General features: G+C 55.3%; 26 protein-coding genes and 2 pseudogenes. 9 read left to right on the top strand and 19 right to left on the bottom strand.

Annotated elements, in window-relative coordinates; translation table 11 throughout:
- The 5 genes and pseudogenes from ACRCWW_RS07390 to ACRCWW_RS07370 form a co-directional block, all read right to left on the bottom strand.
- A pseudogene (locus ACRCWW_RS07390) lies at window positions 1–105 on the bottom strand (IS5/IS1182 family transposase); the annotation flags it as partial.
- Window positions 106–137: 32 nt separating this feature from the next.
- Window positions 138–236: pseudogene (locus ACRCWW_RS07385) on the bottom strand (D-allose ABC transporter permease); the annotation flags it as partial.
- On the bottom strand, window positions 215–1747 hold the full coding sequence (gene alsA / locus ACRCWW_RS07380) for a D-allose ABC transporter ATP-binding protein AlsA (protein ID WP_438681828.1): 1533 nt from the start codon (window positions 1745–1747) through the stop codon (window positions 215–217). The pseudogene ACRCWW_RS07385 and the gene alsA, both read right to left, overlap by 22 nt.
- A 137-nt stretch (window positions 1748–1884) precedes the next feature.
- On the bottom strand, window positions 1885–2820 hold the full coding sequence (alsB, locus tag ACRCWW_RS07375; RefSeq protein WP_438681827.1) for a D-allose transporter substrate-binding protein: 936 nt from the start codon (window positions 2818–2820) through the stop codon (window positions 1885–1887).
- 59 nt (window positions 2821–2879) lie between these two features.
- On the bottom strand, window positions 2880–3770 hold the full coding sequence (locus ACRCWW_RS07370) for a MurR/RpiR family transcriptional regulator (RefSeq protein WP_438681826.1): 891 nt from the start codon (window positions 3768–3770) through the stop codon (window positions 2880–2882).
- Between the two features lie 352 nt (window positions 3771–4122).
- Here ACRCWW_RS07370 and rpiB point away from each other — a divergent pair, with 352 nt between their 5' ends.
- Together rpiB and yjdP are read left to right on the top strand one after the other, a co-directional pair.
- Window positions 4123–4572, top strand: coding sequence for a bifunctional allose-6-phosphate isomerase/ribose-5-phosphate isomerase RpiB (gene rpiB, locus ACRCWW_RS07365; protein ID WP_438681825.1), 450 nt, complete (start codon window positions 4123–4125; stop codon window positions 4570–4572).
- Between the two features lie 69 nt (window positions 4573–4641).
- Window positions 4642–4983, top strand: coding sequence for a DDRRRQL repeat protein YjdP (gene yjdP, locus ACRCWW_RS07360; RefSeq protein ID WP_438681824.1), 342 nt, complete (start codon window positions 4642–4644; stop codon window positions 4981–4983).
- Here yjdP and ACRCWW_RS07355 read toward each other — a convergent pair.
- Window positions 4980–5207, bottom strand: a complete 228-nt coding sequence (locus ACRCWW_RS07355; RefSeq protein ID WP_438681823.1) for a hypothetical protein — start codon at window positions 5205–5207, stop codon at window positions 4980–4982. The genes yjdP and ACRCWW_RS07355 overlap by 4 nt on opposite strands.
- A gap of 363 nt (window positions 5208–5570) precedes the next feature.
- Between ACRCWW_RS07355 and ACRCWW_RS07350 the strand changes: the two genes are divergently transcribed.
- From ACRCWW_RS07350 to ACRCWW_RS07330, 5 genes are all read left to right on the top strand, one after another.
- Window positions 5571–5840, top strand: coding sequence for a DUF1471 domain-containing protein (locus ACRCWW_RS07350; RefSeq protein WP_438681822.1), 270 nt, complete (start codon window positions 5571–5573; stop codon window positions 5838–5840).
- A gap of 84 nt (window positions 5841–5924) precedes the next feature.
- Window positions 5925–6977: a DUF4331 family protein gene (locus ACRCWW_RS07345; RefSeq protein ID WP_438681821.1), complete on the top strand. Its 1053-nt coding sequence runs from the start codon at window positions 5925–5927 to the stop codon at window positions 6975–6977.
- The gene (locus tag ACRCWW_RS07340; RefSeq protein WP_438681820.1) at window positions 6974–7774 is read left to right on the top strand and encodes a DUF4198 domain-containing protein; all 801 of its coding nucleotides are present in this window, start codon (window positions 6974–6976) and stop codon (window positions 7772–7774) included. The genes ACRCWW_RS07345 and ACRCWW_RS07340 overlap by 4 nt, the downstream gene beginning before the upstream one ends.
- Complete coding sequence (locus ACRCWW_RS07335) at window positions 7771–8340, top strand: HupE/UreJ family protein (RefSeq protein WP_438681819.1); 570 nt, start codon at window positions 7771–7773, stop codon at window positions 8338–8340. Before ACRCWW_RS07340 ends, ACRCWW_RS07335 begins: the two co-directional genes overlap by 4 nt.
- Before the next feature lie 18 nt (window positions 8341–8358).
- The gene (locus ACRCWW_RS07330) at window positions 8359–8685 is read left to right on the top strand and encodes a cupin domain-containing protein (RefSeq protein ID WP_438681818.1); all 327 of its coding nucleotides are present in this window, start codon (window positions 8359–8361) and stop codon (window positions 8683–8685) included.
- 30 nt (window positions 8686–8715) lie between these two features.
- On the opposite strand, the gene phnP is transcribed toward ACRCWW_RS07330, so the two are convergent.
- The 13 genes from phnP to ACRCWW_RS07265 all read right to left on the bottom strand — a co-directional run bounded on the left by phnP (window position 8716) and on the right by ACRCWW_RS07265 (window position 18052).
- Entirely contained in the window at window positions 8716–9474 is a 759-nt protein-coding gene (gene phnP, locus ACRCWW_RS07325; RefSeq protein WP_438681817.1) for a phosphonate metabolism protein PhnP, read from the bottom strand.
- Window positions 9475–9567: 93 nt separating this feature from the next.
- Window positions 9568–9999, bottom strand: a complete 432-nt coding sequence (gene phnO / locus ACRCWW_RS07320; protein ID WP_438681816.1) for an aminoalkylphosphonate N-acetyltransferase — start codon at window positions 9997–9999, stop codon at window positions 9568–9570.
- On the bottom strand, window positions 9989–10555 hold the full coding sequence (gene phnN / locus ACRCWW_RS07315) for a ribose 1,5-bisphosphokinase (protein WP_438681815.1): 567 nt from the start codon (window positions 10553–10555) through the stop codon (window positions 9989–9991). The genes phnO and phnN overlap by 11 nt, the downstream gene beginning before the upstream one ends.
- Window positions 10555–11691, bottom strand: coding sequence for an alpha-D-ribose 1-methylphosphonate 5-triphosphate diphosphatase (gene phnM, locus ACRCWW_RS07310; protein WP_438681814.1), 1137 nt, complete (start codon window positions 11689–11691; stop codon window positions 10555–10557). Before phnM ends, phnN begins: the two co-directional genes overlap by 1 nt.
- On the bottom strand, window positions 11688–12368 hold the full coding sequence (gene phnL / locus ACRCWW_RS07305) for a phosphonate C-P lyase system protein PhnL (protein WP_438681813.1): 681 nt from the start codon (window positions 12366–12368) through the stop codon (window positions 11688–11690). The genes phnM and phnL overlap by 4 nt, the downstream gene beginning before the upstream one ends.
- 103 nt (window positions 12369–12471) lie before the next feature.
- Entirely contained in the window at window positions 12472–13230 is a 759-nt protein-coding gene (gene phnK, locus ACRCWW_RS07300) for a phosphonate C-P lyase system protein PhnK (protein WP_438681812.1), read from the bottom strand.
- Entirely contained in the window at window positions 13227–14072 is an 846-nt protein-coding gene (locus tag ACRCWW_RS07295) for an alpha-D-ribose 1-methylphosphonate 5-phosphate C-P-lyase PhnJ (protein WP_438681811.1), read from the bottom strand. The genes phnK and ACRCWW_RS07295 overlap by 4 nt, the downstream gene beginning before the upstream one ends.
- A complete protein-coding gene (locus tag ACRCWW_RS07290; protein ID WP_438681810.1) occupies window positions 14065–15129 on the bottom strand; it encodes a carbon-phosphorus lyase complex subunit PhnI in 1065 nt (354 codons plus the stop codon). The genes ACRCWW_RS07295 and ACRCWW_RS07290 overlap by 8 nt, the downstream gene beginning before the upstream one ends.
- On the bottom strand, window positions 15129–15713 hold the full coding sequence (phnH, locus tag ACRCWW_RS07285; RefSeq protein WP_438681809.1) for a phosphonate C-P lyase system protein PhnH: 585 nt from the start codon (window positions 15711–15713) through the stop codon (window positions 15129–15131). Before phnH ends, ACRCWW_RS07290 begins: the two co-directional genes overlap by 1 nt.
- The gene (phnG, locus tag ACRCWW_RS07280) at window positions 15710–16162 is read right to left on the bottom strand and encodes a phosphonate C-P lyase system protein PhnG (RefSeq protein ID WP_438681808.1); all 453 of its coding nucleotides are present in this window, start codon (window positions 16160–16162) and stop codon (window positions 15710–15712) included. The genes phnH and phnG overlap by 4 nt, the downstream gene beginning before the upstream one ends.
- Window positions 16163–16888: a phosphonate metabolism transcriptional regulator PhnF gene (gene phnF, locus ACRCWW_RS07275; RefSeq protein WP_438681829.1), complete on the bottom strand. Its 726-nt coding sequence runs from the start codon at window positions 16886–16888 to the stop codon at window positions 16163–16165.
- 245 nt (window positions 16889–17133) lie between these two features.
- Window positions 17134–17565 carry a VOC family metalloprotein YjdN gene (yjdN, locus tag ACRCWW_RS07270; protein ID WP_438681807.1) on the bottom strand — a complete coding sequence of 144 codons (432 nt, stop codon included), beginning with the start codon at window positions 17563–17565 and terminating at the stop codon, window positions 17134–17136.
- Window positions 17566–17716: 151 nt separating this feature from the next.
- On the bottom strand, window positions 17717–18052 hold the full coding sequence (locus tag ACRCWW_RS07265) for a zinc ribbon domain-containing protein YjdM (protein ID WP_330983707.1): 336 nt from the start codon (window positions 18050–18052) through the stop codon (window positions 17717–17719).
- A 428-nt stretch (window positions 18053–18480) separates the two neighbouring features.
- Here ACRCWW_RS07265 and crfC point away from each other — a divergent pair, with 428 nt between their 5' ends.
- Window positions 18481–20814, top strand: coding sequence for a clamp-binding protein CrfC (gene crfC, locus ACRCWW_RS07260; protein ID WP_438681806.1), 2334 nt, complete (start codon window positions 18481–18483; stop codon window positions 20812–20814).
- Window positions 20811–21683, top strand: a complete 873-nt coding sequence (locus ACRCWW_RS07255; RefSeq protein WP_438681805.1) for a diguanylate cyclase regulator RdcB family protein — start codon at window positions 20811–20813, stop codon at window positions 21681–21683. Before crfC ends, ACRCWW_RS07255 begins: the two co-directional genes overlap by 4 nt.
- Window positions 21684–21762: the final 79 nt, after the last annotated feature.

Here is a 21762-nt window from a genome sequence, read left to right as displayed (position 1 = left end):
GTTGATGAGAGCTTTGTTGTAGGTGGGCCAGTTGGTAATTTTGAACTTTTGCTTTGCCACGGAACGGTCTTCGTTATCGGGAGGATGCGTGATCTGATCCTTCAACTCAGCAAAAGTTCGATTTATTCAACAAAGCCGGCGAGGATAAAAAAGGTGCCGTATTTATCCCAGAATAGCGCGAAGTTGAACGGCTTTTTCTCCTGCGCGTCGCCCTTCATTCTTGTGGTAATGCCCATGCCATAATCTCCTCTTCGCTCATGTCGTCGCGATTGGTCAGGATTTGCGTCAGTCGCCCTTCGCAGAACACGGCGATGCGGTCGCAGACGGCGAGTATTTCGGGAAGTTCGGACGACACCATCAGGATGACTTTTCCGTCATCGGCCAACTGGCGCATCACTTTGTAGATCTCGGCTTTCGCGCCGACGTCGATGCCGCGAGTCGGTTCGTCAAAAATGATCACCTCCGGGTTGCAACACAGCCATTTGGAAATCAGCACCTTTTGCTGATTGCCGCCGGAAAGCTCGGTGATGTTCTGATCGACGCTATGGCATTTGAGCGCCAGCAGCTGGCGCTGCGACTCGGCGGTTTTGCGCTCTTCGCTTTCGGTCAGCAGCCCCATCGCGCCTTTAAAACCGCCCTGTTTCAGACTGCGGCTTACCGCCATGTTCTGGGCGATGGAAAAGTTGGGGAAAAAGCCGTTATCGCGGCGGCTTTCGGTGATATAGCCCATGCCCTTTTTCAACGCGTCCAGCGGGGAGCGCGGGGAGATAACCTTGCCGTTGAGGCAAATTTCGCCGCTGGCGCGTTTATCCACGCCAAACAGGCAGTCCATCAGTTCGGTGCGCCCACTGCCGACCAGCCCGGCAAAACCGAGGATCTCGCCACGATTGACGCTGAACGAGATATCGCGAACTTTTTTGCGATCGCGGCTGCTGACGTTTTTCACTTCAAAAACAGTGTCGCGTTCAACGTTGCCGGTGCTGGCCTTCATGGCGTTGAAGCGGCTTTGCAGCTCGCGACCGACCATAAGGCGCACAATGTCATCGTTGGTGACATCGCTGACGTTGCCGCTGCACACGCTGCTGCCGTCTTTCATCACCGTGTAGCGGTCACAGATGCGGCGGATTTCGGCGAGCTTATGCGAGATATAAACAATCGCCGTGCCCTCTTTACGCAGCTGGTTCATGATTAAAAAGAGATAATCCACTTCCTTATTGGTTAAGGAGGAGGTGGGCTCATCCATAATAATCACTTTGGCATCAAGCATTAACGTTTTGGCAATTTCCAGCATTTGCTTGTGGCTGATCGATAAATTGCCAACCTTTTCGTCCAGACTGACTTTTAAACCCACGCGCAATAACATCATGGCGGCACGGACGCGCATCTCTTTCCAGTCAATCACATTTAAGCCAAAGACTTTTTTCGTGGCATGTCGTCCAATATAGAGATTTTCCAGCACCGTTAATTCGTCGATGACGCTGAGTTCCTGATAAATAATGCCAATACCTAATTTCGCCGCCAGCTTATGATCAAGTTTGTCGTAGCGAATATCATTAATAATAATGGTGCCTTTGGTCGGCTCATGAATACCCGACAACACTTTCATTAACGTTGATTTACCGGCACCGTTTTCCCCAAGCAGGGCGTGAATTTCGCCAGGGAATACAGTTAAATCAACAGATTTTAAGGCGTGAACCGGACCAAAGGATTTGCCGATCCCCGCCATGGAAATATAGGGCGTGAGCATAGCTGGACCTCATATTGAACTAACACCCTCTCCCTAACCCTCTCCCTGAGGGAGAGGGAACCGCGTGGTGCGATTTTTGATTTTCTCCCTCTCCCTGTGGGAGAGGGCCGGGGAGAGGGCATCAGGCCGCACGGAAATTACTTCGTCACCAGCACCGAATCCACCAGCTTAAACTCCGGCGCTTTATCCTGCGGGATAACCTTGCCGGTTTTCGCTGCATCCACCAGCAGCTTCAGGCCTGTGGCGCCAATGTCTGCCGGGTTTTGCGCGACCGTGGCGGTCATTTGCCCGGCTTCTACCATTTTGCGGGCTTCCGGAATGCCGTCGGTGCCAACCACCAGCACTTTGCCGGTTTTACCTGCGTTGGCGACCGCCTGCGACACGCCCATCGCCATGGTGTCATTGGCGCAGTAGAAGGCTTTCAGGTTCGGGTTGCGCTGCAACACGTTTGTGGCGACATCCAGCGCTTTAATGCGATCCCAGTCTGCGGGCTGGCTGGCCACCAGTTTGATTTGGCTGGCTTTTTTGAAGGCTTCCGTCGCGCCATTGCGACGCGCTTCACCGGATGCATTGCCCGCTTTCCCTTCAATAATCGCCACTTCCCCGCCCTGTGCGCCGAGTTTATCGATAATGAAGTCTGCGCCCTTCGCGCCAACCGCCACGTTATCGGTGGTAACAAAAGCTTCCACGTTGCCGCCGGCTTTTTTCAGGTTATCCATATCGATTTTTTCATCGAGGTTCACCAGATAAATATTTTTCTTCCATGCGCGAGCCACCGGCATCACCAGGTTAACGGAAGAGAGCGGGGCAAACGCAATGCCCTTGTAATTCTTATTGCTTAAGTCTTCAAACAGCTGAAGCTGTGACTGGAAATCCCCTTCCGAGGGCGAAGCGAATACATCGACGCTGACGCCCAGCGTTTTGGCTTCTTCTTCAATCCCTTTTTTCATATCCACCCAAAACGGATTGGATAATGTTTTTAAAACCACTGCGTAATCGGCGGCTGCAAAGGCACTGGTGGATAACATCATGCCCACAGCAGCACCGCTGAAGAATTTCAGGTATTTATTCATAGCAATAATCTCAATATAGGGTAGGGGTAGCCGTTCCCTTTAAAAAGAACGGCTTGTTGTTATTTCAGGGCTCCTGGTGAAAAGAAATCCACAATGGCACCCGTTTTTTGCATATTTAACGTAGCCTGTTCAATATTTTGCTGTGCGACGGAAACAAATAAGGCATCTAATAATGTTAATTGTAATATACGCGCGGAGGCGTTTCGCCCTAATAAAGGGGTCTCTGGTGCTGGCGAACAAATAATAAAATCAGCAAGCCGGGCAATCGGTGAATGGTAGCTGTGGGTGATGCAAATAATTTTTGCGCCATTCTTTTTCGCTAACTCGACCGCGGCTTTTAAATCGCTGGTGCGCCCGGAGTGGGAAACCACCAGCACCACATCGCCCTCCTTTAACAAAGAGGCAGACATCATCATGATGTGCGCGTCCTGATAGGCCTGGCAGCGCACGCCGATCCGCAGGAATTTGTGCTGGATGTCCGCACAGATAGCGTTTGAGCCTCCGACACCGTACAGATCGCGCTGTCTGGCCTGAGCAAAAAAGCGGGCCGCGCGGTGGATCTCGTCGACATTGACGATCGACTGACCCTCCATAATGGTCCGCAGGGTGATGTTAAACACCTTGTTAACCACGTCCTCCGGCGCTTCATCAAACGCGAGCTCGGTGGGGAGCACCTGTTCCGATTGTGAGAAGTAATCCACCAGGGCGCTACGCAGGTTACGAAAACCGCTAAATCCAAGCAATTTGGACACCTTCACGATCATCGCTTCCGACACCATCAGGGCCTCGGCAACATCTTTGATCGCCGGGGCATCGCTCAGATTGCCGGGCTTCAGTAACCAGTCAACGATACGGCTTTCGTTCTCCGTCATCCCTTCCTGCTTCATGCGAAGCCAGGGGGCGAGGCCAATGCCGTTCGGCAGGGGTGCATCATTTTCTGACTGACTCATCACGCTCTCTTGTCCTTGAAGTGAAGACGCTACTATATCACCACAGTCTGGACAGAAAATATGCTGACAACTTCACAGTATTTATAAATTCATAAAGTTTTATGTTTTGTGAAGTTGGCCGTGTGTGGGTTTTTATAAAAGACGTTTAAAATCATGTTTATATAAATATTCTTGGTGAGTTGAATTAACGTGGCAGTTCCGCTATTGCTAAAAAATCACATTGCTCTGTAAAGCTGAACGGTGTAGAAGTGAGCACGAACCCGGCATCTTTGCCGATAAAGTGGGCAGTGAACCGGTCTTAAATCACGAAAGTTGTCGGGTTCGTAAAGTTAACAGCTAACACGAGGCGGATATGAAGAAAGTGGCATTCGGATGCGATCACGTCGGGTTTTTGATGAAGGCCGATATCATCGCGCATCTACAGGATCGGGGCATTGAGGTCGTGGACAAAGGCGCATGGTCAACGGAGAGAACCGACTATCCGCTGTATGCCAGCGCAGTGGCTGAGGCGGTTGTCGCGGGGGTAGTGGACGGTGGACTCCTGATTTGCGGCACGGGCGTAGGCATTTCCATTACCGCCAACAAGTTTCCGGGGATCCGCGCCGTGGTGTGCAGTGAACCCTACTCAGCGCAGCTTTCACGCCTGCATAACAACACTAACGTGCTGGCCTTTGGTTCGCGGGTGGTGGGACTGGAGCTGGCGAAAATGATTGTGGATGCCTGGCTGAGTGCCGATTTCGAAGGTGGCCGTCATCAGCATCGGGTGGAGGCGATTGCCGCCATTGAGCAGCGGCGTAATTGAGATTCCTCCGCTACCCGCCCATTCCTGCGTTGATTACGCTCAGGTCAGTCCAACCCAGAGACTGACCTGATGAAACGAACAACCCTTGCTCTGCTGATTTGCACTCTGCCTTTGATGAGCCAGATGGCCCGCGCAGATATTATCGATGATGCTATCGGCAACATTCAGCAGGCGATCAGCGACGCCTATAAGCCAAACAGCGACCACGTTTACCACGACGATCGGGATGACAGCGATAATGCAGATGACAATCGCCAGCAGGACACAACCCGCAGTCGTCAGTATGACGATCGCTATCGCCAGCTTGAAGATCGCCACCATCAGCTCGATGACCGCCAGCGTCAGCTGGACCAGGAACGCCGCCAGCTTGATGATGAAGAACGTCGGTTGCAGGATGAGTATGACCGCTAGCCCCACCAACGGCTGAGCGACATTCCATGTTTCGGCTGCAATCTTCGGTTCAAATAAGAGGCGAACAGCGCCGTTAGCATGGTGGCGAGCAGGTTAATGATCACCATGGCGGCTAACAACGTCAGACAAACGCTGGCGGTCATGCCATGCCACTGCCCCAAAGCGACAAGGTGCGTATATTTCATCAACCACTGAGTGTGCGTGGCGGAATAAAATAAGGTCATAAAAAAGACAGGTAAAGATAGTGGTATTATTAGCACTGTAATAATCATCCTGTTCACTTCTCCCTATGCAATTCATCTGTGAAGAAAGCTCTCTCTTCTGACTATTTCATACTTACTTATTATTGTCTTGATGAGTTTCTCTTGTTGTCGATTTAATTTGTAGTCGAGAGTTACTTCAATTAATTGAAATTAACTTTTAATAAAACTGAAAATTAAAAATAAACTAATTGTGATATTTACTTTAAATTTTGGTGATACTTTGAGGGAGGTTCCTGGCTAATGTTGAATTGCAGCGCGATAAAACTGCTTGTTTAAAGCATTATTTTCGTTATCAGCCACACAGCTTAATGAAGGGAAAAGACCATGATCAACAAAGCAATTATCTTTACCGTGTTAATGGCCGCCAGTGCTGGAGCGTTGGCGGCAACCGAGATTCGCGATTCTCAAATGTCCGGGATGAAAGAGAAACTGGGCAATGTCTCTGTAAACGTGAAAAGTGGAACCTTTGAAGAGGCGATGGCTGCACTCAGTAAAGAAGCCGATGCAAAAGGTGCCGGGTATTATCATATTACATCATTAGAGCGTACCGGGATGAGCTCCGACATCAGGGCCACAGCGGTTATTTATAAATAAAAAATACATGCTTTCCGTGCCTGGTATTGTTGGCCGTAGCTTTCTCCGTGAGCGAGGTTACGGCCCTTTTTTAAGGATGAGTTGATGTCAAAGTTTACGTTCACAGCTGCGCTATTGTCGGCTGCGTGTTTTTCACCCCTGGCGAATGCCAGTCATCATTTTGAATCCGCTCAGGCCATCAAAATCCCCTCCCTTAATCAGCTTGATAATTTTATTTTCCCCGCCAAAACGCCCGGTTATACAGCCATTGTGATGACGGTCAATCATTCTCCAAAATCAGGGGACGGCGGCGTTTTTAATCCGGATGCGCTCTACAATATTCATATTGCTGAATCGGCTGATTTTAAAAAGGGAAAAACCTTTACCTTTAAATTCGAAGCGAATGGCAATGTCACTGCTTTTCAGGAAGCGACGGCTGACACTGCGGTAGGGCAAACGGGTGATGTCCTCGGTCATGCCCCGGCCAACAGTACGGTGACGTTGAACCAGGGGATCAAGCTCTGGACAGGTGCCGCGCAAGATCCGTTTGTCGGGAATTCGCCGGGTCTCCATCGTTTTCGCACTCAGTTAGCAGAGGGAAAATACGATCCGGGTCTGTGGCGTTCAACGCAGGGCAAAAACATTTTTGCAGCCCGAAACTGTGGGGCGATTGTGCTGGAAGTGCCTGATTCGCTGCTGGCAGAGAAAATGAGTGTTTACATGACCACGGATTTTCACAGCAATGATGCCTGGAAACAGGTGCAGTATTCCGCCAACCCGCTCTTCTCCCACATCATGCTTTTCGAGAACGAAGCGCTCAAACGTGAGCATGATGAAAGCCGCCCGCAGAACAGCGATGACATGAAAAACTTCGTCTCTGCCCGTACCGCTCGCGCCAGTGCCTTCGCTCATTCGCAGCCTGATCCCTTTGCCTATGGCGATAAAGTCGCGAACCAGTTGGTGCCTGATGTGCTGACTTACCACGTTGGCGAACCTGCGGTGTTCACAGCGGATAAACGTAACGGGCGCAGTCTGGATGATGATGCGATGAGCGCCATGCTCAGCCTGCTGATTGGGCGTCAAACCGATCAGGCGGTGGCGAACCCGAAACGCTACAGCGACGATTTCCCCTACGTTATTCCCGCGACCCTGAAATGAAGGCTCTGAAACAGGCTGTTGTGGCGCTGGCACTGCTTGCTTGCGGTATCCGTGCTGCACAGGCCCATGAGTTTTGGCTCATTCCGCATGACGCGCAAAGCCACACCGGTGCACAGGTTCTGTTTGAGCTTCGTATCGGCAGCGGCCTGCCGGGTAAACGCTCGGTGCGAATCCCCGGTCTGGTAGCCGATTTCACGGCGACGGATGCGAACGGGACTTATGCCGTCAGCGGACATGATAACTCGCTGGTGCTCGGTCATTTAAGATCGCGTACGGCGGGCGCCACCCTCGCAGCGCTGCAAACTCATCAGGCGCAAATCACGCTGTCTGCCACTGAATTTGAGGCATACCTGCAGGAAGAAGGGCTCGAAAAAATTCTCCTCCAGCGCCGTGAAGCAGGGGATTCCGCACAGCCTGCCAGCGAACTTTACTCCCGCTGCGCGAAAAGCATTGTGCTGGTGGATGGCAAAAGCGAGGGGTTCGATAAAACTCTGGGGCTGCCGCTGGAGCTTATCCCGCTGACGGAACCGCTTCACTACCAGAGCGGAGAAGCCTACCGCTTGCGACTTATTCGTGACGGTAAACCTCTGGCAGGAACTCAGGTGAAAGCGCTGCTTAAAGGTTATTTCCTGAAAGCCAGAACCGATGAAAAAGGTGAGGTGACGTTTACGCTGCCGGGGCCTGGCGTCTGGTTGTTCAGCGCTGAAGATATGGTGCCTTCCCAAAACCCGGATGCGGAATGGGAAAGCGTATGGGCTTCGGTCACCCTGGATGTTGGGGAAAAGGAGGCATTATGAGCATCAGGCGTTTCGCAGGGGCTCTAAGCCTGCTGATGTTGCCCACAATGTCATGGGCGCATGCGGGCAGCAGCGCCGGGTGGTTGCACCCCTTAAGCGGGATCGATCATCTGTTGGCGATGATTGCAGTTGGCGTGTGGAGTGTACAACTGGGTGGTCGGGCGGTGTGGATCGTGCCCGGTGCGTTTGTGGTTTTTATGTTCTTCGGTGGCGTCATAGGGTTTGAGCATATCGAATTACCTTTAACCGAAGTGGGCGTGGCGCTGTCTGTGGTGTTATTAGGGTTGGCCATTGCTTTTCATCAGCGGCTTCCCGTTTGGCTGGCTGCGGCCGCAACGGCGCTGTTTGGCATCTTCCATGGCTATGCCCACGGCTATGAAATGCCGCTGATGCAAAACAAACTTATCTACACCACAGGATTTTTGGCAACGACCGCCACCCTGCATCTGGTGGGCGCTTTCGGCGCGCACTTTATCCAAAAAATCCAGCGCGGAAAAGGCCTGTTGCAATTGTCTGGCGCAGCGTCGGCGCTGTGCGGTATCTGGCTGTTTTTCAACGCGTTATAACAACAAAAAGGTGAGGCAATGACACAACATAACGATACTGTGCAGTTTGGCGATGTCGCCATTCGTATTCTGAGTAACAGCGATGAGATGACGGTTTCTGAACTCGATATTCCGGCGGGTGCGGTAGCGAGTGTGCATCATCACCCGCATGAAGAAGTGAATTATGTGGTCAGCGGAGTGCTGGATTTTATGTGCGATGGCGAAGTAACGACACTGCATCCGGGGCAGGCGATTCGCATTCCACCTGGCCTGCCACACAACATTACCTGCCACAAAGAGGCGCCAGGCAAAGTGCTGAGTGTATGGACGCCTTCACGCAAAGATTTGATCGCTAAACTGGGGTAATGCCCTGCCGCGCCCGGCCATCGTCGGGCGCTACTCCACCACAATCTCCATGCCATCAAATCCGGCCTCAAATCCTTCTGGTAACACATTATCCATCAGCCACTCGTCAAACTGATGGCTGATATGCGTCAGCACCACGCGCGGGCAGCGGATGATCTCATTCAGCGCTATCACGGTATTGAGATCGCAGTGATTACGCGGCGTCTGTGGGCGAGGTTCATGGCTGCAATCGATGATCATCACCTGAGGGTGGTTGTTGAGCAGGAATTTGAGCGTCTTTTCCGGCAGCCCGGCGGTATCGGAGAGCCACGCCACGCGGCTGTGGGCGGATTCCAGCAGGTAGCCAAACGTCAGTTTTGAATGCGTGAGCGGCAGCGGGGTGACCTGCATTCCCTGAAGCTCAAACACCACAAACGGTTCAACGGTGTGGCTGAAATCCAGTATGCCGGGATGCCTGAACAAATCGTCGCAGCCCTCTTCATCCGGTGGGCCGTAAACCGGGATTTTGTCCCCAACGCCCCAACGCAGCGGGAACAGGCCCTGTACGTGATCCATATGATAATGCGTCAGCAAAAACTGACGGAAGCTGCCCGCAGGATGGTGATCCATCAAATCAGGAAGGCCTGCATCCAGCAGCGTCACCGCATTGTTATAGCGAACTTCGGCGCTACAGGGGCGACGACGATAACCTGGATTCAGGCGCGCGCGCTGGCAGGCGACGCATTCGCAGCCGAAGGCCGGAACGAGCTGTGCGCCGCCGGTGCCGGTCAGACGGAGGGAGAGGGACATGGTTTATCCTCGCAGAAAATGCCGGGTGGCGCTTCGCTGACCCGGCCTACAACATCGTAGGCCCGGCAAACAACGTGCCGCCGGGCATGATGCTCACAACGTTTTCTTAAACCGGAAGTGGCTTTGCTGATACCCTTCGCGCAGATAAAAACGGTGCGCGTCGGTGCGCACTTTGCCGCTGGAAAGCTCTATCAGGCTCGCACCCTGTTCGCGTGCTTCCTCTTCGGCCCATTCCAGCAGCACTTTGCCGATATTCAGCCCGCGTACCTGCGGCAAAATCACCAGTTCCTGAATCTCCCCAATCCAGCAGTTCAGGTTGAGCGGGAACATGATTTGCATCCCAATCATCCCTACGACTTCGCCGTTTCGCAGCGCTAACTGGTAGCGCTGATTTGGGTTCTTGAGGTTCGCAGCGAAGCCCGCTGCGAAGGCTTGCCTGTCGTGGGTTTTCTGCTTTAGCTCGCAAATCAGGCCGTAAACGGCTTCGGTGTCATCGAGTGTGGCGCGGCGAAGTTCACAGGGCATGCTGGCTCTCTTTTTGGTTTCCATGGGTACGAATCAGGTGCAAAAACGTCTCCACAGACTGTAGCAGACTGCCGTCGTTATTCAGCGTTAAACAGTCCGTCGGCGTGTAGCGTGCCGCTCTGTCCAGACGCTGAGCAATCTCTTTCTGAGTCTCTCTGCCACGCTGTTCCAGGCGGCTTCGTAACACGTCGGGCGACACCTGCAAGCAGATGGGGAGCAGCGCCTCGGCATAGCGCGCTTTGGTTTGGGCCAGATGCGCTCGCGAGCCGTTCACCACCACGTCAAACCCGGCATGCAGCCAGACGTCAATTTCAATGCCGACGCCGTAATAGAGATTATTCGCATGCCAGCTCAGGGCGAAAAGCTGGCGCTCGGCGCGGGTAAAAAACTCGTGTTCGCTCAGCGCAATATGGTTTTCACTCCCGGCGTTGGCCGGGCGGGTGATATAGCGATGAGCCACTAACATCCGCGCTTCTTCCCGCTGGCGCAGCGCCGCCAGCAGGCTGTCTTTTCCGGACCCGGAAGGGCCGACCAACCAGATGAGCTTTCCTGTCATTAAAAGACCCTCTTGCCCTGACGCCAGACATGATCGATGTGGACGTTTTCGCCTTTGCGATGCACCAGAACGAGGTCGGCGCGTTTACCTTCGGCAAGTGTGCCGCGATCGTCCAGATTCAACGCGCGAGCCGGATTGCGCGTCACAAGAGCCACCGCCTGCGGCAATGTGAAGCTGTTGCGGCTGTCATCGGCGATGCGGAATGCCGCATCTAACAGGCTTGCCGGGTAATAGTCAGAGGAAAGGATATCGAGCAGGCCGCGAGAGGCCAGTTCATGCGCCGCCACGTTGCCGGAATGTGAGCCGCCGCGCACAATGTTTGGTGCGCCCATCAGCACGTTCATGCCGTGCTTGCGGGAAGACTCCGCCGCTTCGAACGTGGTGGGGAATTCAGCAATAACGCTGCCGATGTGATGCGATTCGACGACATGATCGTGTGTCGCATCATCATGGCTTGCCAGGGCAATGCTACGCGCACGGCAGAGCTCTGAAATCGCCATCCGATTCGGGTGTGACCACTCTTCCGCCAGCGCAATTTGCTCGGCTTCAAAGCGCTCCATCTGATCGTTGGTCAGATGGTATTTGCCCTGATAGTACTCGCGGTATTTGGAGCGGTCGGCGTACTGGCGCTGGCCCGGCGAATGATCCATCAGCGACACCAGCGACACCAGTTCACGGTCAACGAGCTTTTCAAACAGCGGCAGGGTGGTGAAATGGGGCAGTTCGCAGCGCAAATGCAGGTGGTGCTCGGCGCGGTTAAGGCCGCGTTTCTGCGTCTCTTCCACGGCGTTGATCATCTTTTCCAGGTTTTCGAGGCGGTCGCCGCCGTCACGCACATCGCCAATCGCCACCGCATCCAGCACGGTAGTAATCCCGCTCGCGACCATCAGCGCGTCGTGGCTGCTCATCGCGGAATGCGCGGGCCAGTCCACTTTCGGGCGCGGGGTGAAGAATTTATCCAGATTATCAGTGTGCAGCTCGATAAGCCCCGGCAGCAGCCAGCCGCCTTCACCGTCCATCGCCTGCGGATTCTGGCTTTGAGTTTCTGCGAAGGTACGGATCACGCCATCCTGAATGTCGATGGAGCCATGAACCACTTCGTTTTCCAGCACTAACTTCACGTTGTTGATAATCATGCTGCGGCTCCCATCGGGTGCAGACGGTCGGCGACAATATTACGCACCGCTTCATCATGGAAAATGCCCACAATCGCCGCGCCGCGCGCTTTGGCTTCGGCGATCAGTTCCACCACGGCAGCGCTGTTTTTCTCATCCAGCGAGGCGGTAGGTTCATCGAGCAGCAGAATGGGGTAGTCGACAATAAAGCCGCGAGCGATGTTCACGCGCTGCTGTTCGCCGCCGGAGAACGTTGACGGGGCCAGGTTCCACAGGCGCTCCGGTACATTGAGGCGTGTCAGCAGGCTGGCTGCTTTGGCATAGCATTCGTCGCGCGGTACGCCGAGATCCAGCAGCGGTTGCATCACCACGTCGAGGGCAGAGATGCGCGGGATCACTCGCAGGAACTGGCTAACCCAGCCGATAGTGCTTTTACGGACCTCCAGCACTTTACGCGCCGGAGCCGTGACCAAATCGACCCATTCGTCGCCATGCTTGATGTGAATATGGCCCGCGTCGGGCAAATAGTTAGCGTACAGCGAACGCAGCAGCGTGGATTTTCCGCTACCGGAATGGCCGTGCAGCACCACGCATTCACCGGCTTCGACGGTCAGTTCCGCTTTGTATAACACCGGCAAATGGATGCCGTTTTGATGATGCAGGACGAAGGTTTTACTCAGGTTTTCAACGCGAATCATGTTGGCCTCTTGGTTCGGGTTGCCGGGTGGCGGCTGCGCCTTACCCGGCCTACAACGGCATGCATTCGTAGGCCGGGTAAGCGAAGCGCCACCCGGCACGAAGTCAGTTCTGCAAGACGGACGACACCAGCAACTGGGTATACGGATGAAGCGGATCGTCGAGCACGCGGTCGGTTAACCCACTTTCCACCACCTGTCCTTCTTTCATCACCATCAGGCGGTCAGCCAGCAGGCGTGCAACGCCTAAATCATGGGTGACAATCACCACCGCCAGATCCAGTTCCACCACCAGGCCTCTGAGCAGGTCGAGCAGACGCGCCTGAACGGACACGTCCAGCCCGCCCGTGGGCTCATCCATAAACACCAGCTTCGGGTGCGTGACCAGATTGCGGGCGATTTGCAGACGCTGCTGCATGCCGCCGGAAAACGTGGTCGGCAGTTCGTCGATGCGTGACGGCGGAATTTCCACGGCTTCCAGCCACTGCTGCGCTGTCTCGCGGATGTTGCCGTAGTGACGTGCACCGGTTGCCATCAGGCGTTCGCCAATGTTGCCTCCTGCGGAAACCTGACGACGCAGGCCGTCCATCGGATGCTGATGCACCACGCCCCATTCGGTGCGCAGCAGGCGACGGCGTTCGCCTTCGCTCATCGCATACAGCGATTTATCTTCGTAAACCACTTCACCCTGCTGCGGCGCAAGGCGGGCAGAAATGGCTTTCAGCAGCGTGGTTTTGCCGGAACCGGATTCGCCGACAATCCCCAGTACTTCGCCCGGCCACAGCTCAAACGACACGTCGGTAAAGCCTTTGCCTGGTGCATAAAGGTGGGTCAGGTTACTGACCGAAAGTAACGGCTGATTCATTGGCTGAGTGCCTCGCTCTGTTGGCGGCAGTAATCGGTATCGGAGCAGACAAACATCCGTTTGCCGGTGTCATCGAGCACCACCTCGTCGAGATAGCTGTGGCGCGAACCGCAGATGGCGCAAGGCTCATCCCACGCCTGCACGGTGAACGGGTGGTCGTCGAAATCGAGGCTTTCCACTTTGGTGTACGGCGGCACGGCGTAGATGCGCTTTTCACGCCCGGCGCCAAACAGTTGAAGCGCGGGCATCTGGTCCATTTTCGGGTTATCGAATTTCGGGATTGGCGACGGGTCCATCACGTAGCGATCGTTCACTTTCACCGGATAGGCGTAGGTGGTGGCGATATGGCCGAAGCGGGCGATATCCTCGTACAGCTTCACCTGCATCACGCCGTACTCCTCCAGCGCGTGCATGGTGCGGGTTTCGGTTTCACGCGGCTCGATAAAACGCAGCGGCTCCGGGATGGGCACCTGGAAAATAAGGATCTGATCCTCAACAAGCGGCGTTTCCGGAATGCGGTGGCGAGTCTGGATAAGCGTCGCGTCTTCGGTGCGCTCGGTGGTGTTGACGCCGGTCACACGTTTGAAGAGGTTGCGAATCGACACAGCGTTGGTGGTGTCATCTGCGCCCTGGTCGATCACTTTCAGCACGTCCGCTTCGCCAATCACGCTGGCCGTCAGCTGAATGCCGCCCGTTCCCCAGCCATAGGGCATTGGCATTTCGCGGCCGCCAAATGGCACCTGGTAGCCAGGAAGGGCGACGGCTTTGAGAATGGCGCGGCGGATCATGCGCTTGGTCTGTTCGTCGAGGTAAGCGAAGTTATAGCCGGAGAGGTTAGCCACGGTTGTGCTCCTGTTGCAGGCGTTTGAGCAGTTCCAGTTCGGCCTGGAAATCGACGTAGTGAGGCAGTTTGAGGTGTGAGACAAAACCTGCGGCTTCGACGTTATCGGCATGCGCCAGCACGAACTCTTCGTCCTGTGCCGGGCCAGCGAGGTGTTCGTCGTAGTCGGGAGCCTGAAGCGCTCTGTCCATCAGCGCCATCGCCATCGCTTTGCGCTCGCTTAGGCCAAACACCAGGCCATAGCCGCGCGTGAAGTGCGGGGCTTCCTCTTCCGGCGCAACGAAGCCGTTCACCATTTCACATTCCGTCATCAGCAGCTCGCCGACGTTTACCGCAAACCCCAGCTCTTCCGGCACGATTTCTATGTCGATATAGCCGCTGCGAATTTCACCGGCGAACGGGTGGTTGCGCCCGTAGCCACGCTGCGTGGAGTAGGCCAGCGCCAGCAAATAACCTTCGTCACCGCGCATCAGCTGCTGTAAGCGGGAAGCACGAGAGCACGGGTAAACCGGCGGCGTGCGGGTGATGTCGTCCGGCGTTTCGCCTGCGTCTTCTTCCGCTTTCGCCAGCCCCTGTTTGCTCAACAGGCTGAAGACGTGTGGGGAAGCGGCGGGCTGTTCATCACTGGTGCGTAATTCAGGTGTTTCACCGTTTGCCAGCAGCGTGAAGTCCAGCAGGCGATGGGTGTAGTCATAGGTGGGGCCAAGCAGTTGACCGCCTGGCACATCTTTGTAGACCGCTGAAATTCGGCGCTCTAAGCGCATCTCTGCGGTATTGAGAGGTTCGCTGACCGCCAGTTTTGCCAGCGTAGTGCGATAGGCGCGCAGCAGGAAGATGGCTTCAACGTTGTCGCCGCTTGCCTGCTTCAAAGCCAGCGCTGCGAGTTCGCGATCGGCGATGCCGCCTTCGGTCATCACGCGATCCACCGCCAGATTGAGCTGCTGCTCGATTTGCGCGACGCTCAGCTCAGCAAGCGTTGGGTCGCCGCGACGTTTGCTCTCCTGCAGGGCGTGGGCGGCTTCAATCGCCTTTTCGCCCCCTTTAACGGCAACGTACATCAGCACACCTCCACGTGGGTTGTGCGCGGGATAGCCAGCAGGCGATCGCCGCAGGTCAGGATCAGGTCAACGCCCAGCGGGAACGGGTGCGGGCGTTCGGTCAGTTCATGCAGAATGCATTCCGGCAGCTGAGGCGCAATCATTCGCTCTTCGTTAATGCCCGCGCCAGTCAGACGCAGCATGCGTCCACCGCTCAGGCTGCTGAGCTGCACAATCAGCGTCGCGCTGGTTTCTGGCGCTACGGCGCTTCCCGCCGACAGCGCATTGAGCTGCTCCGCGCTGATGCTGGCGTCAGTGACCGCAAACAGCGCCTGCTGCGGCCTCTCGACCAGCGGCGCATTGGTATGAAAACGCAGGTTTTGCCGGGCGATATCGTTGTCGACAGAAGCGGACAGCCAGACCGGCGTGTCGTTGTCAGCCAGCGTCAGCAGCACGCTGGTGGTGGCAGGGGTCAGAGGCTGCCAGCCGTGCTTATGCTGCTGCATCGAGACAATCACGCCTGGCTCGCTCATGGCTTTCAGCAGACGACGGAAACTGTGTTGGGCATCCTGCACCGGAAGAGGGAAAGCAGTTTGTAGGGTCATGCGTTGTCTCCACGCACTAAGGTAAAGAAGTCCACCCGGCTGGTGTTCACTTCGGCGTGACGGGCGGCAATGCGCGCCGCGCGCTCGGCTTCCAGCGGGGCAATCAGGGTTTCCATTAAGGTCTGAAAGTGGTCAGGGGTTTGCAGCAGGGCGTCGATCACGGCGCAGCGTTCGGCGTGAGCTTTATCGCGCCCCAGCACCCAGCTGTAACCCAGCGTACCGTCCTGCAAGCGAATGGCCGCGCGGGTCAGCGTGGCATCTCCCGCAAAGAAACGAGCGCCGGTTGCGCCCATGCGGGCCTGGATTTGCACCAGCCCGCTTTCGGGGGCGCGGAGCGTTTCGTAGTCAGGCATGAGCTTCAGAGCCTGCATTCGGGCGTTCAACTGCGCGGGGTCACTGTGGGTCAGGGCGGCGATCCAGCGCTGACGGGTAGCGGTATCGAAAGGCATTCAGTGCTCCATGGTGAATTCAATCATGTCGGCGCGGGTCAGGCTGACGGAGTACTCCGCCGCGTTGACCTGGCCTTCACGATGGTTCAGGGTGCGCACGCAAAGCAGCGGCGCCATATTGGGGATTTCGAGAACGTTGCTCTCTTTCGCCTGAGCGCGACGAGCGCTGATCCGGGTTTGTGTCCGGGTCAGCGTGAGGGTCAGCTCATCGCGCAGAAAATCGTGCAGCGAACCGCTGTTAAACCGTTGCAGGGCTGGCCAGAAACTCATGTCGGCGAAGTAGTGGTCGATCAGACACAGCGCCACACCATTCACCCGACGCAGGGTGCGCAAGTGGATAACGTTGTCGCCTTCCTGAACGCCCAGCGCGTCCGCCACGTGGCTGGAAGCCGGTCGCAGAACAGACAGCAGTTTTTCGCTGGTAGGGTGGCTCCCCTGATCGAGCAGATTCTGGCTGAAGCGCGCCTGAGCGTTGAGCGGGTAATCAAAAGGACGCATCAGCACCAGCACGCCAATCCCCTGACGACGCTGGACCCACCCTTTTTCCACCAGTTGATCGATAGCGCGGCGCAGCGTGTGGCGGTTGACTTCAAAGCGTGCCGCCAGCTGGTGTTCGGCAGGCAAATAATCCCCGCAGCGATACTGACTGCGCAGCTCCTGTTCGAGCTTCGCGGCAATCTCCTCATAGCGAGTCGGATAACTGGTCGGATGTCTGGACAGGTGGATCATAAGCAGGTCCTCTTCACGGTTGAGTTGCCTGATGCCCTCTCCCCAACCCTCTCCCACGGGGAGAGGGGGTTTTTCATTCTCCCTCTCCCTCAGGGAGAGGGCAGGGGAGAGGGTGAGAGCTCATCAGAAACTGCCGACATCCTGACGCGGCAATATGACAGCGCCGTTAAGGCCCGGTGACTGAACGATGAAGAGTTGAGGTAAGGCGTGTGACAGGGCGGGAGGGCCCGCCCGGGAGAGGATTACTGCGGTTGTTTCACGACGTTGATCATCCACGGCACGCCGAATTTATCGCTGACTTTGCCAAATCCATGGGCCCAGAAGGTTTCCTGCCAGTCCATTTCGATTTTTCCGCCCTGTGCCAGCGCGTCGAACCAGCGTTTGCCTTCATTCACATCCTGCGTGTCGAGCACCAGCGTGAAACCGGAATAGCTGACGCTGCCGTTCATGCCATCACTCATCATGATGTCGCTGCCCGCGATGCGGACGTTGGAATGCGCAATGGCGTCAGGCGGAAACTGCATGCCGGACGGGCAGCCTTCTTCGCTGTTCTCCGATTTCGGCATTTCGCCAAAGGTGATTTTGTAGCCGAGCTCCGCGTTCAGTGCTTGTTGGTAGAAGGCATGAGCTTCGGCGCAGTTGCCGCCAAAAGAGATGTAGGGACTTAAAGACATAACCATGACCTCGGATAAAGGGACCCGATAAGTGTAGTTACGTTAGGTGAATGTCACCAGGCGGTACGGTTTGGAGGGCGTTGTAAAAAAATAAATTGTAGGCCCGGTAAGGCGTAGCCGCCACCGGGCAATTGCCACCGGGCACGGGAGATTAATTCTTCTTCACGAACTCTGATTTCAGCTTCATTGGGCCAAAACCATCAATTTTGCAATCGATGTTGTGATCGCCTTCAACGAGGCGGATATTCTTCACTTTGGTGCCGATTTTCAGCATGGAAGAGCTGCCTTTCACCTTCAGATCTTTAACGACGGTGACGCTGTCGCCGTCGGCCAGCAGGTTGCCGTTAGCATCTTTGACAATCAGCGCGTCGGCATCGTCAGCAGGCTGAGCATCGTTCCATTCGTGGGCGCATTCCGGGCAGATAAACATCCCGTTATCTTCATAGGTGTATTCAGAATTGCATTTCGGGCAATGTGGCAGAGACATAGGAACCTCATAAGTGATAAAAATGCGCCACAGGCCGTGAAAATTGCGGCTGAGCGCCAAAAGACTCACTCATTATACTGCATATCCTTACGGTTGTCGGGACTATTTGCCGATGCCTGAGATAACGCTTTGTTGGAATAAATTATTTTTCTTATTCTAAATTGCCGGAGAATGCAGTTTACGTTATGGTGAGCAGGCATTTCTGATTATTACACAGCGCTATCATCTTCCTTCATTTTCGGCCGGAAATTTATATGCAATATATCCTGCCGAACCGTGTTTATAGCGCTACGCTGTATATCTCCTGGTTTTTTTACGCACTGCGTTTTCATCGTGGTGCGGATAATTATATAAAAAATTTAAATCTGGAAATAAAAAAGTCTGACAAATAAAAGTTATAAAGTTTGCGTTAAGGGAATACTTTAACCATGTACACACAGACAATATTTGAACTGAGTCAGGAAGCTGAGCGTTTGCTTCAGTTGGCATTACGACATCTGGATACGGTCACCGCGCTGCCAGGGGGCTTGCAGGCAGAGCAGGGGGAGGCGGAAATCACACCCACAGCGCATTCGGGCGGGCATCTGCTGGCGGCTCAGCAGGACACGCTGAATAACGAATTGCGAAAAATTACCCGGCTGGAAATGGTGCTGGCGATTGTAGGCACCATGAAGGCAGGGAAATCCACCACCATTAATGCCATTGTGGGTACGGAAGTTTTACCTAACCGAAATCGCCCCATGACGGCATTGCCCACCCTTATTCGTCATACGCAAGGGCAAAAAGAACCGGTATTGAATTTTATTCACGTCGAGCCGATTGAACGCTTAATGCACGAGTTGCAGGAAAAGTTGCGGGATATCGACAGAGCCAAACTGGCGCTTAAGCTTGAAGTGGATAAAGACATGAACATTCTGCTGGAACGTATTATTGGTGGCGTAGCGTTTGAAAAATATTATCTGGGTGCGCAGCCTATTTTTCAGTGCCTGAAAAGCCTTAACGATCTGGTTCGCCTTTCCCGGGCGCTGGATGTGGATTTTCCGTTTGCGGATTACGCGGCTATCGAACACATCCCGGTGATTGAGGTGGAATTTGTGCATCTGGCGGGGCTCGGTGAGAACCCCGGTCAGCTGACGCTGCTGGACACGCCAGGGCCCAATGAAGCCGGGCAGCCGCACTTGCAGAAAATGCTCAATGAACAGCTGGCCCGCGCCTCGGCGGTGCTGGCGGTGATGGATTATACCCAGCTGAAGTCGATTTCTGATCAGGAAGTCCGGCAGGCGATCGCGGCCGTCAGCAAATCGGTGCCGCTGTATGCGCTGGTCAATAAGTTCGATCAGAAAGACCGTAATAGCGACGATGAGGAGCAGGTTCGGGCGACTATCTCGGGCACGCTGATGAAAGGCTACATCACGCCAGGGCAGATCTTCCCGGTCTCGTCGATGTGGGGCTATCTTGCCAACCGCGCGCGGCATGAGATTTCGACCTATGGAAAACTGCCCGATCACCAGGATCAACGCTGGGTGCAGGATTTTGCCGAAGCCGCGCTTGGCAGACGCTGGCGCACGGCGGATCTGGACGATCTGACTCACATTCGCCACGCCGCGGACTTGCTGTGGGAAGATTCGCTGTTTGAAAAACCGATCAACATGTTGCTGCATGCGGCACATGCCAATGCCTCGCTGTTTGCTCTGCGATCGGCATCGCATAAGTTACTGAACTATGCGCAAACCTCGCGGGATTTTCTCGATTTTCGCCTGCAAGGATTGACCGTTGCGGCAGATCAGCTGCAGGACAATATCGCTCGTCTTGAAGAGGATATGGCTCGCTTTACGGTGCGCCAGCGGGTGGTGAGCGAAGAGATCAGCCATGAAGTGGAACAGGCGATGGAAGCCGCACAGGGCTTTATCGAGCTACAACAGCGTGAAATCCTGACGCTGGTGGAGAACAGCTTCAGTGCGGACAATCTGCATCAGATGAGCGTGGCGCACGGCGCGGAATTACGCTGGTCGCAACAGGACGAGGGCGGGGAGCTGATCCTTGAGGATGAAGAGCAGGCAAACCGCCTGCTGAGCATTATTCGTTCTGACTGTGAGAGCACGATTTTTTCCTGTCAGCAGGGCATTATCCGCGAGCTGTCGCTGCGTTTTAGCCAACTGGAAACCTCGCTCAGCCGAACGCTTGACGATGCGTTGCGCCCGATAGAGTCGCACGTCAAAGAGGAACTTCATCGTGCCGGGTTCCGCACGCGGATTACGCTGCCGGTGTTTCAGTCAGGATCGTTACAAATCACGATGCCGCAATGGTTTAACGGGGCTATCGCGGCGGAAGAGAGCCCGGTGGGCAGCGCCCGCAGCGGTATGCGAGAAACGGTCAGTCGCTGGCTGAATAATCCCAACTGGGGCTGGGATGATTACGTGATGACCAAAACGCGCTACATCATTGATGTTAATGCGATTAGAGGTCGAATTGTCGACAGCGTCGCGACCTTCTGTTCACAAATCCTTAAAGCTTTGGCGGCGCAAGTCGATGTCTCTGTTACGGCGGGAATGGCGACGTTCTTCGCAGAGTTTTCGCAAAGCCTCAGCAGCTTGCAGAAAAGCCTGCAGGAGAGCCTGACGCTCCGCCAGCAACATCAGTCCACGGTGACCGTGCTTTGCCAGAAGCTTCAGCAAAGTCTGGCGACGGTGCGCTGGATTGAAGAGGATGCGCGCCTGTTGCGCGATGACATTCAAACCCTTTTTGCGGCTGAACAGAGATGAACACGCGATTGCTGGAGGGGCCGGGCCGGGCGCTTGAGTCCCTCCATGCCCGATTTATGGTCGACCTGGTGCTGGGGATTGATAACCCGCGCCAGCATGCGCTTGCCCCGCAACAGCAGCAGTTTCGTGAGCGTCTGATGAATGAAATCGTGGCGCAGACGCAGCTGCGGCCGTGGTCTGCGGCGGGCTTATTCAGCGACAACCCGGCGATGCGGCTGGGTCTGGCGGAAAAACTCGCCAGCCAGTTCGATCCCGGGCATCTGGCGCTCACCCGGATGAGCGATTATCTGCTGATCTTGCAGGCCAAAAGCCACGCTTCAGTGGAGTTACGTCAGCAGTATGGTCTGGTGGGCGAGCAGTTCAGCCTGCGGGCCGGGCATAAACAACGGGCGCTGACGCAGCGCGGGCTAATGGTACAGTCTGGTTTGCACAGCGACGAAGTCTTTACCCGCTGGCACGCCGGGCAATACGATGGCTGGTCACTGGCAGGGCGGTGCTATGTCGCCCTGGAGGAGCTGCGCTGGGGGGCATTTGGCGATACCTGGCGGCTGGCGAATCCCGAAGTGCGCGCGTTGCTCAAAGACAGTTTGCGTACCATGACCGCACAGTATCTGGCGGAAGGCATTGGTGCGGCGAAGGAGACTCGCCATTCTTATCATCAGTGGCTGGCTTCGCCAGCGTCAGTGGGGCTGATGGATCATAAAGAGATGCTGGCCTGGATGGGCAGCAACTGTGATGCGGTTCGACAGCCGGTGTGCTGGTCCGTGACTCAAACCTGGCAGCCCGTTGCGCTGGGTATGCCGAGACTCTGTTCGGCAACACGGCTGGTGGATGCCATGATTGAAGAGCTGTTTGTCGATGAGAGCTGATTGCCGGATGGCGGCGTAAACGCCTTATCCGGCCTACGAAAATCAGTTTTTGCAGGCCGGGCAAACGCAGTGCCGCCCG

Source organism: Scandinavium sp., assembly GCF_051650185.1.
Lineage (GTDB): Bacteria > Pseudomonadota > Gammaproteobacteria > Enterobacterales > Enterobacteriaceae > Scandinavium.
This window is presented reverse-complemented; position numbering and strand designations above follow the sequence as displayed.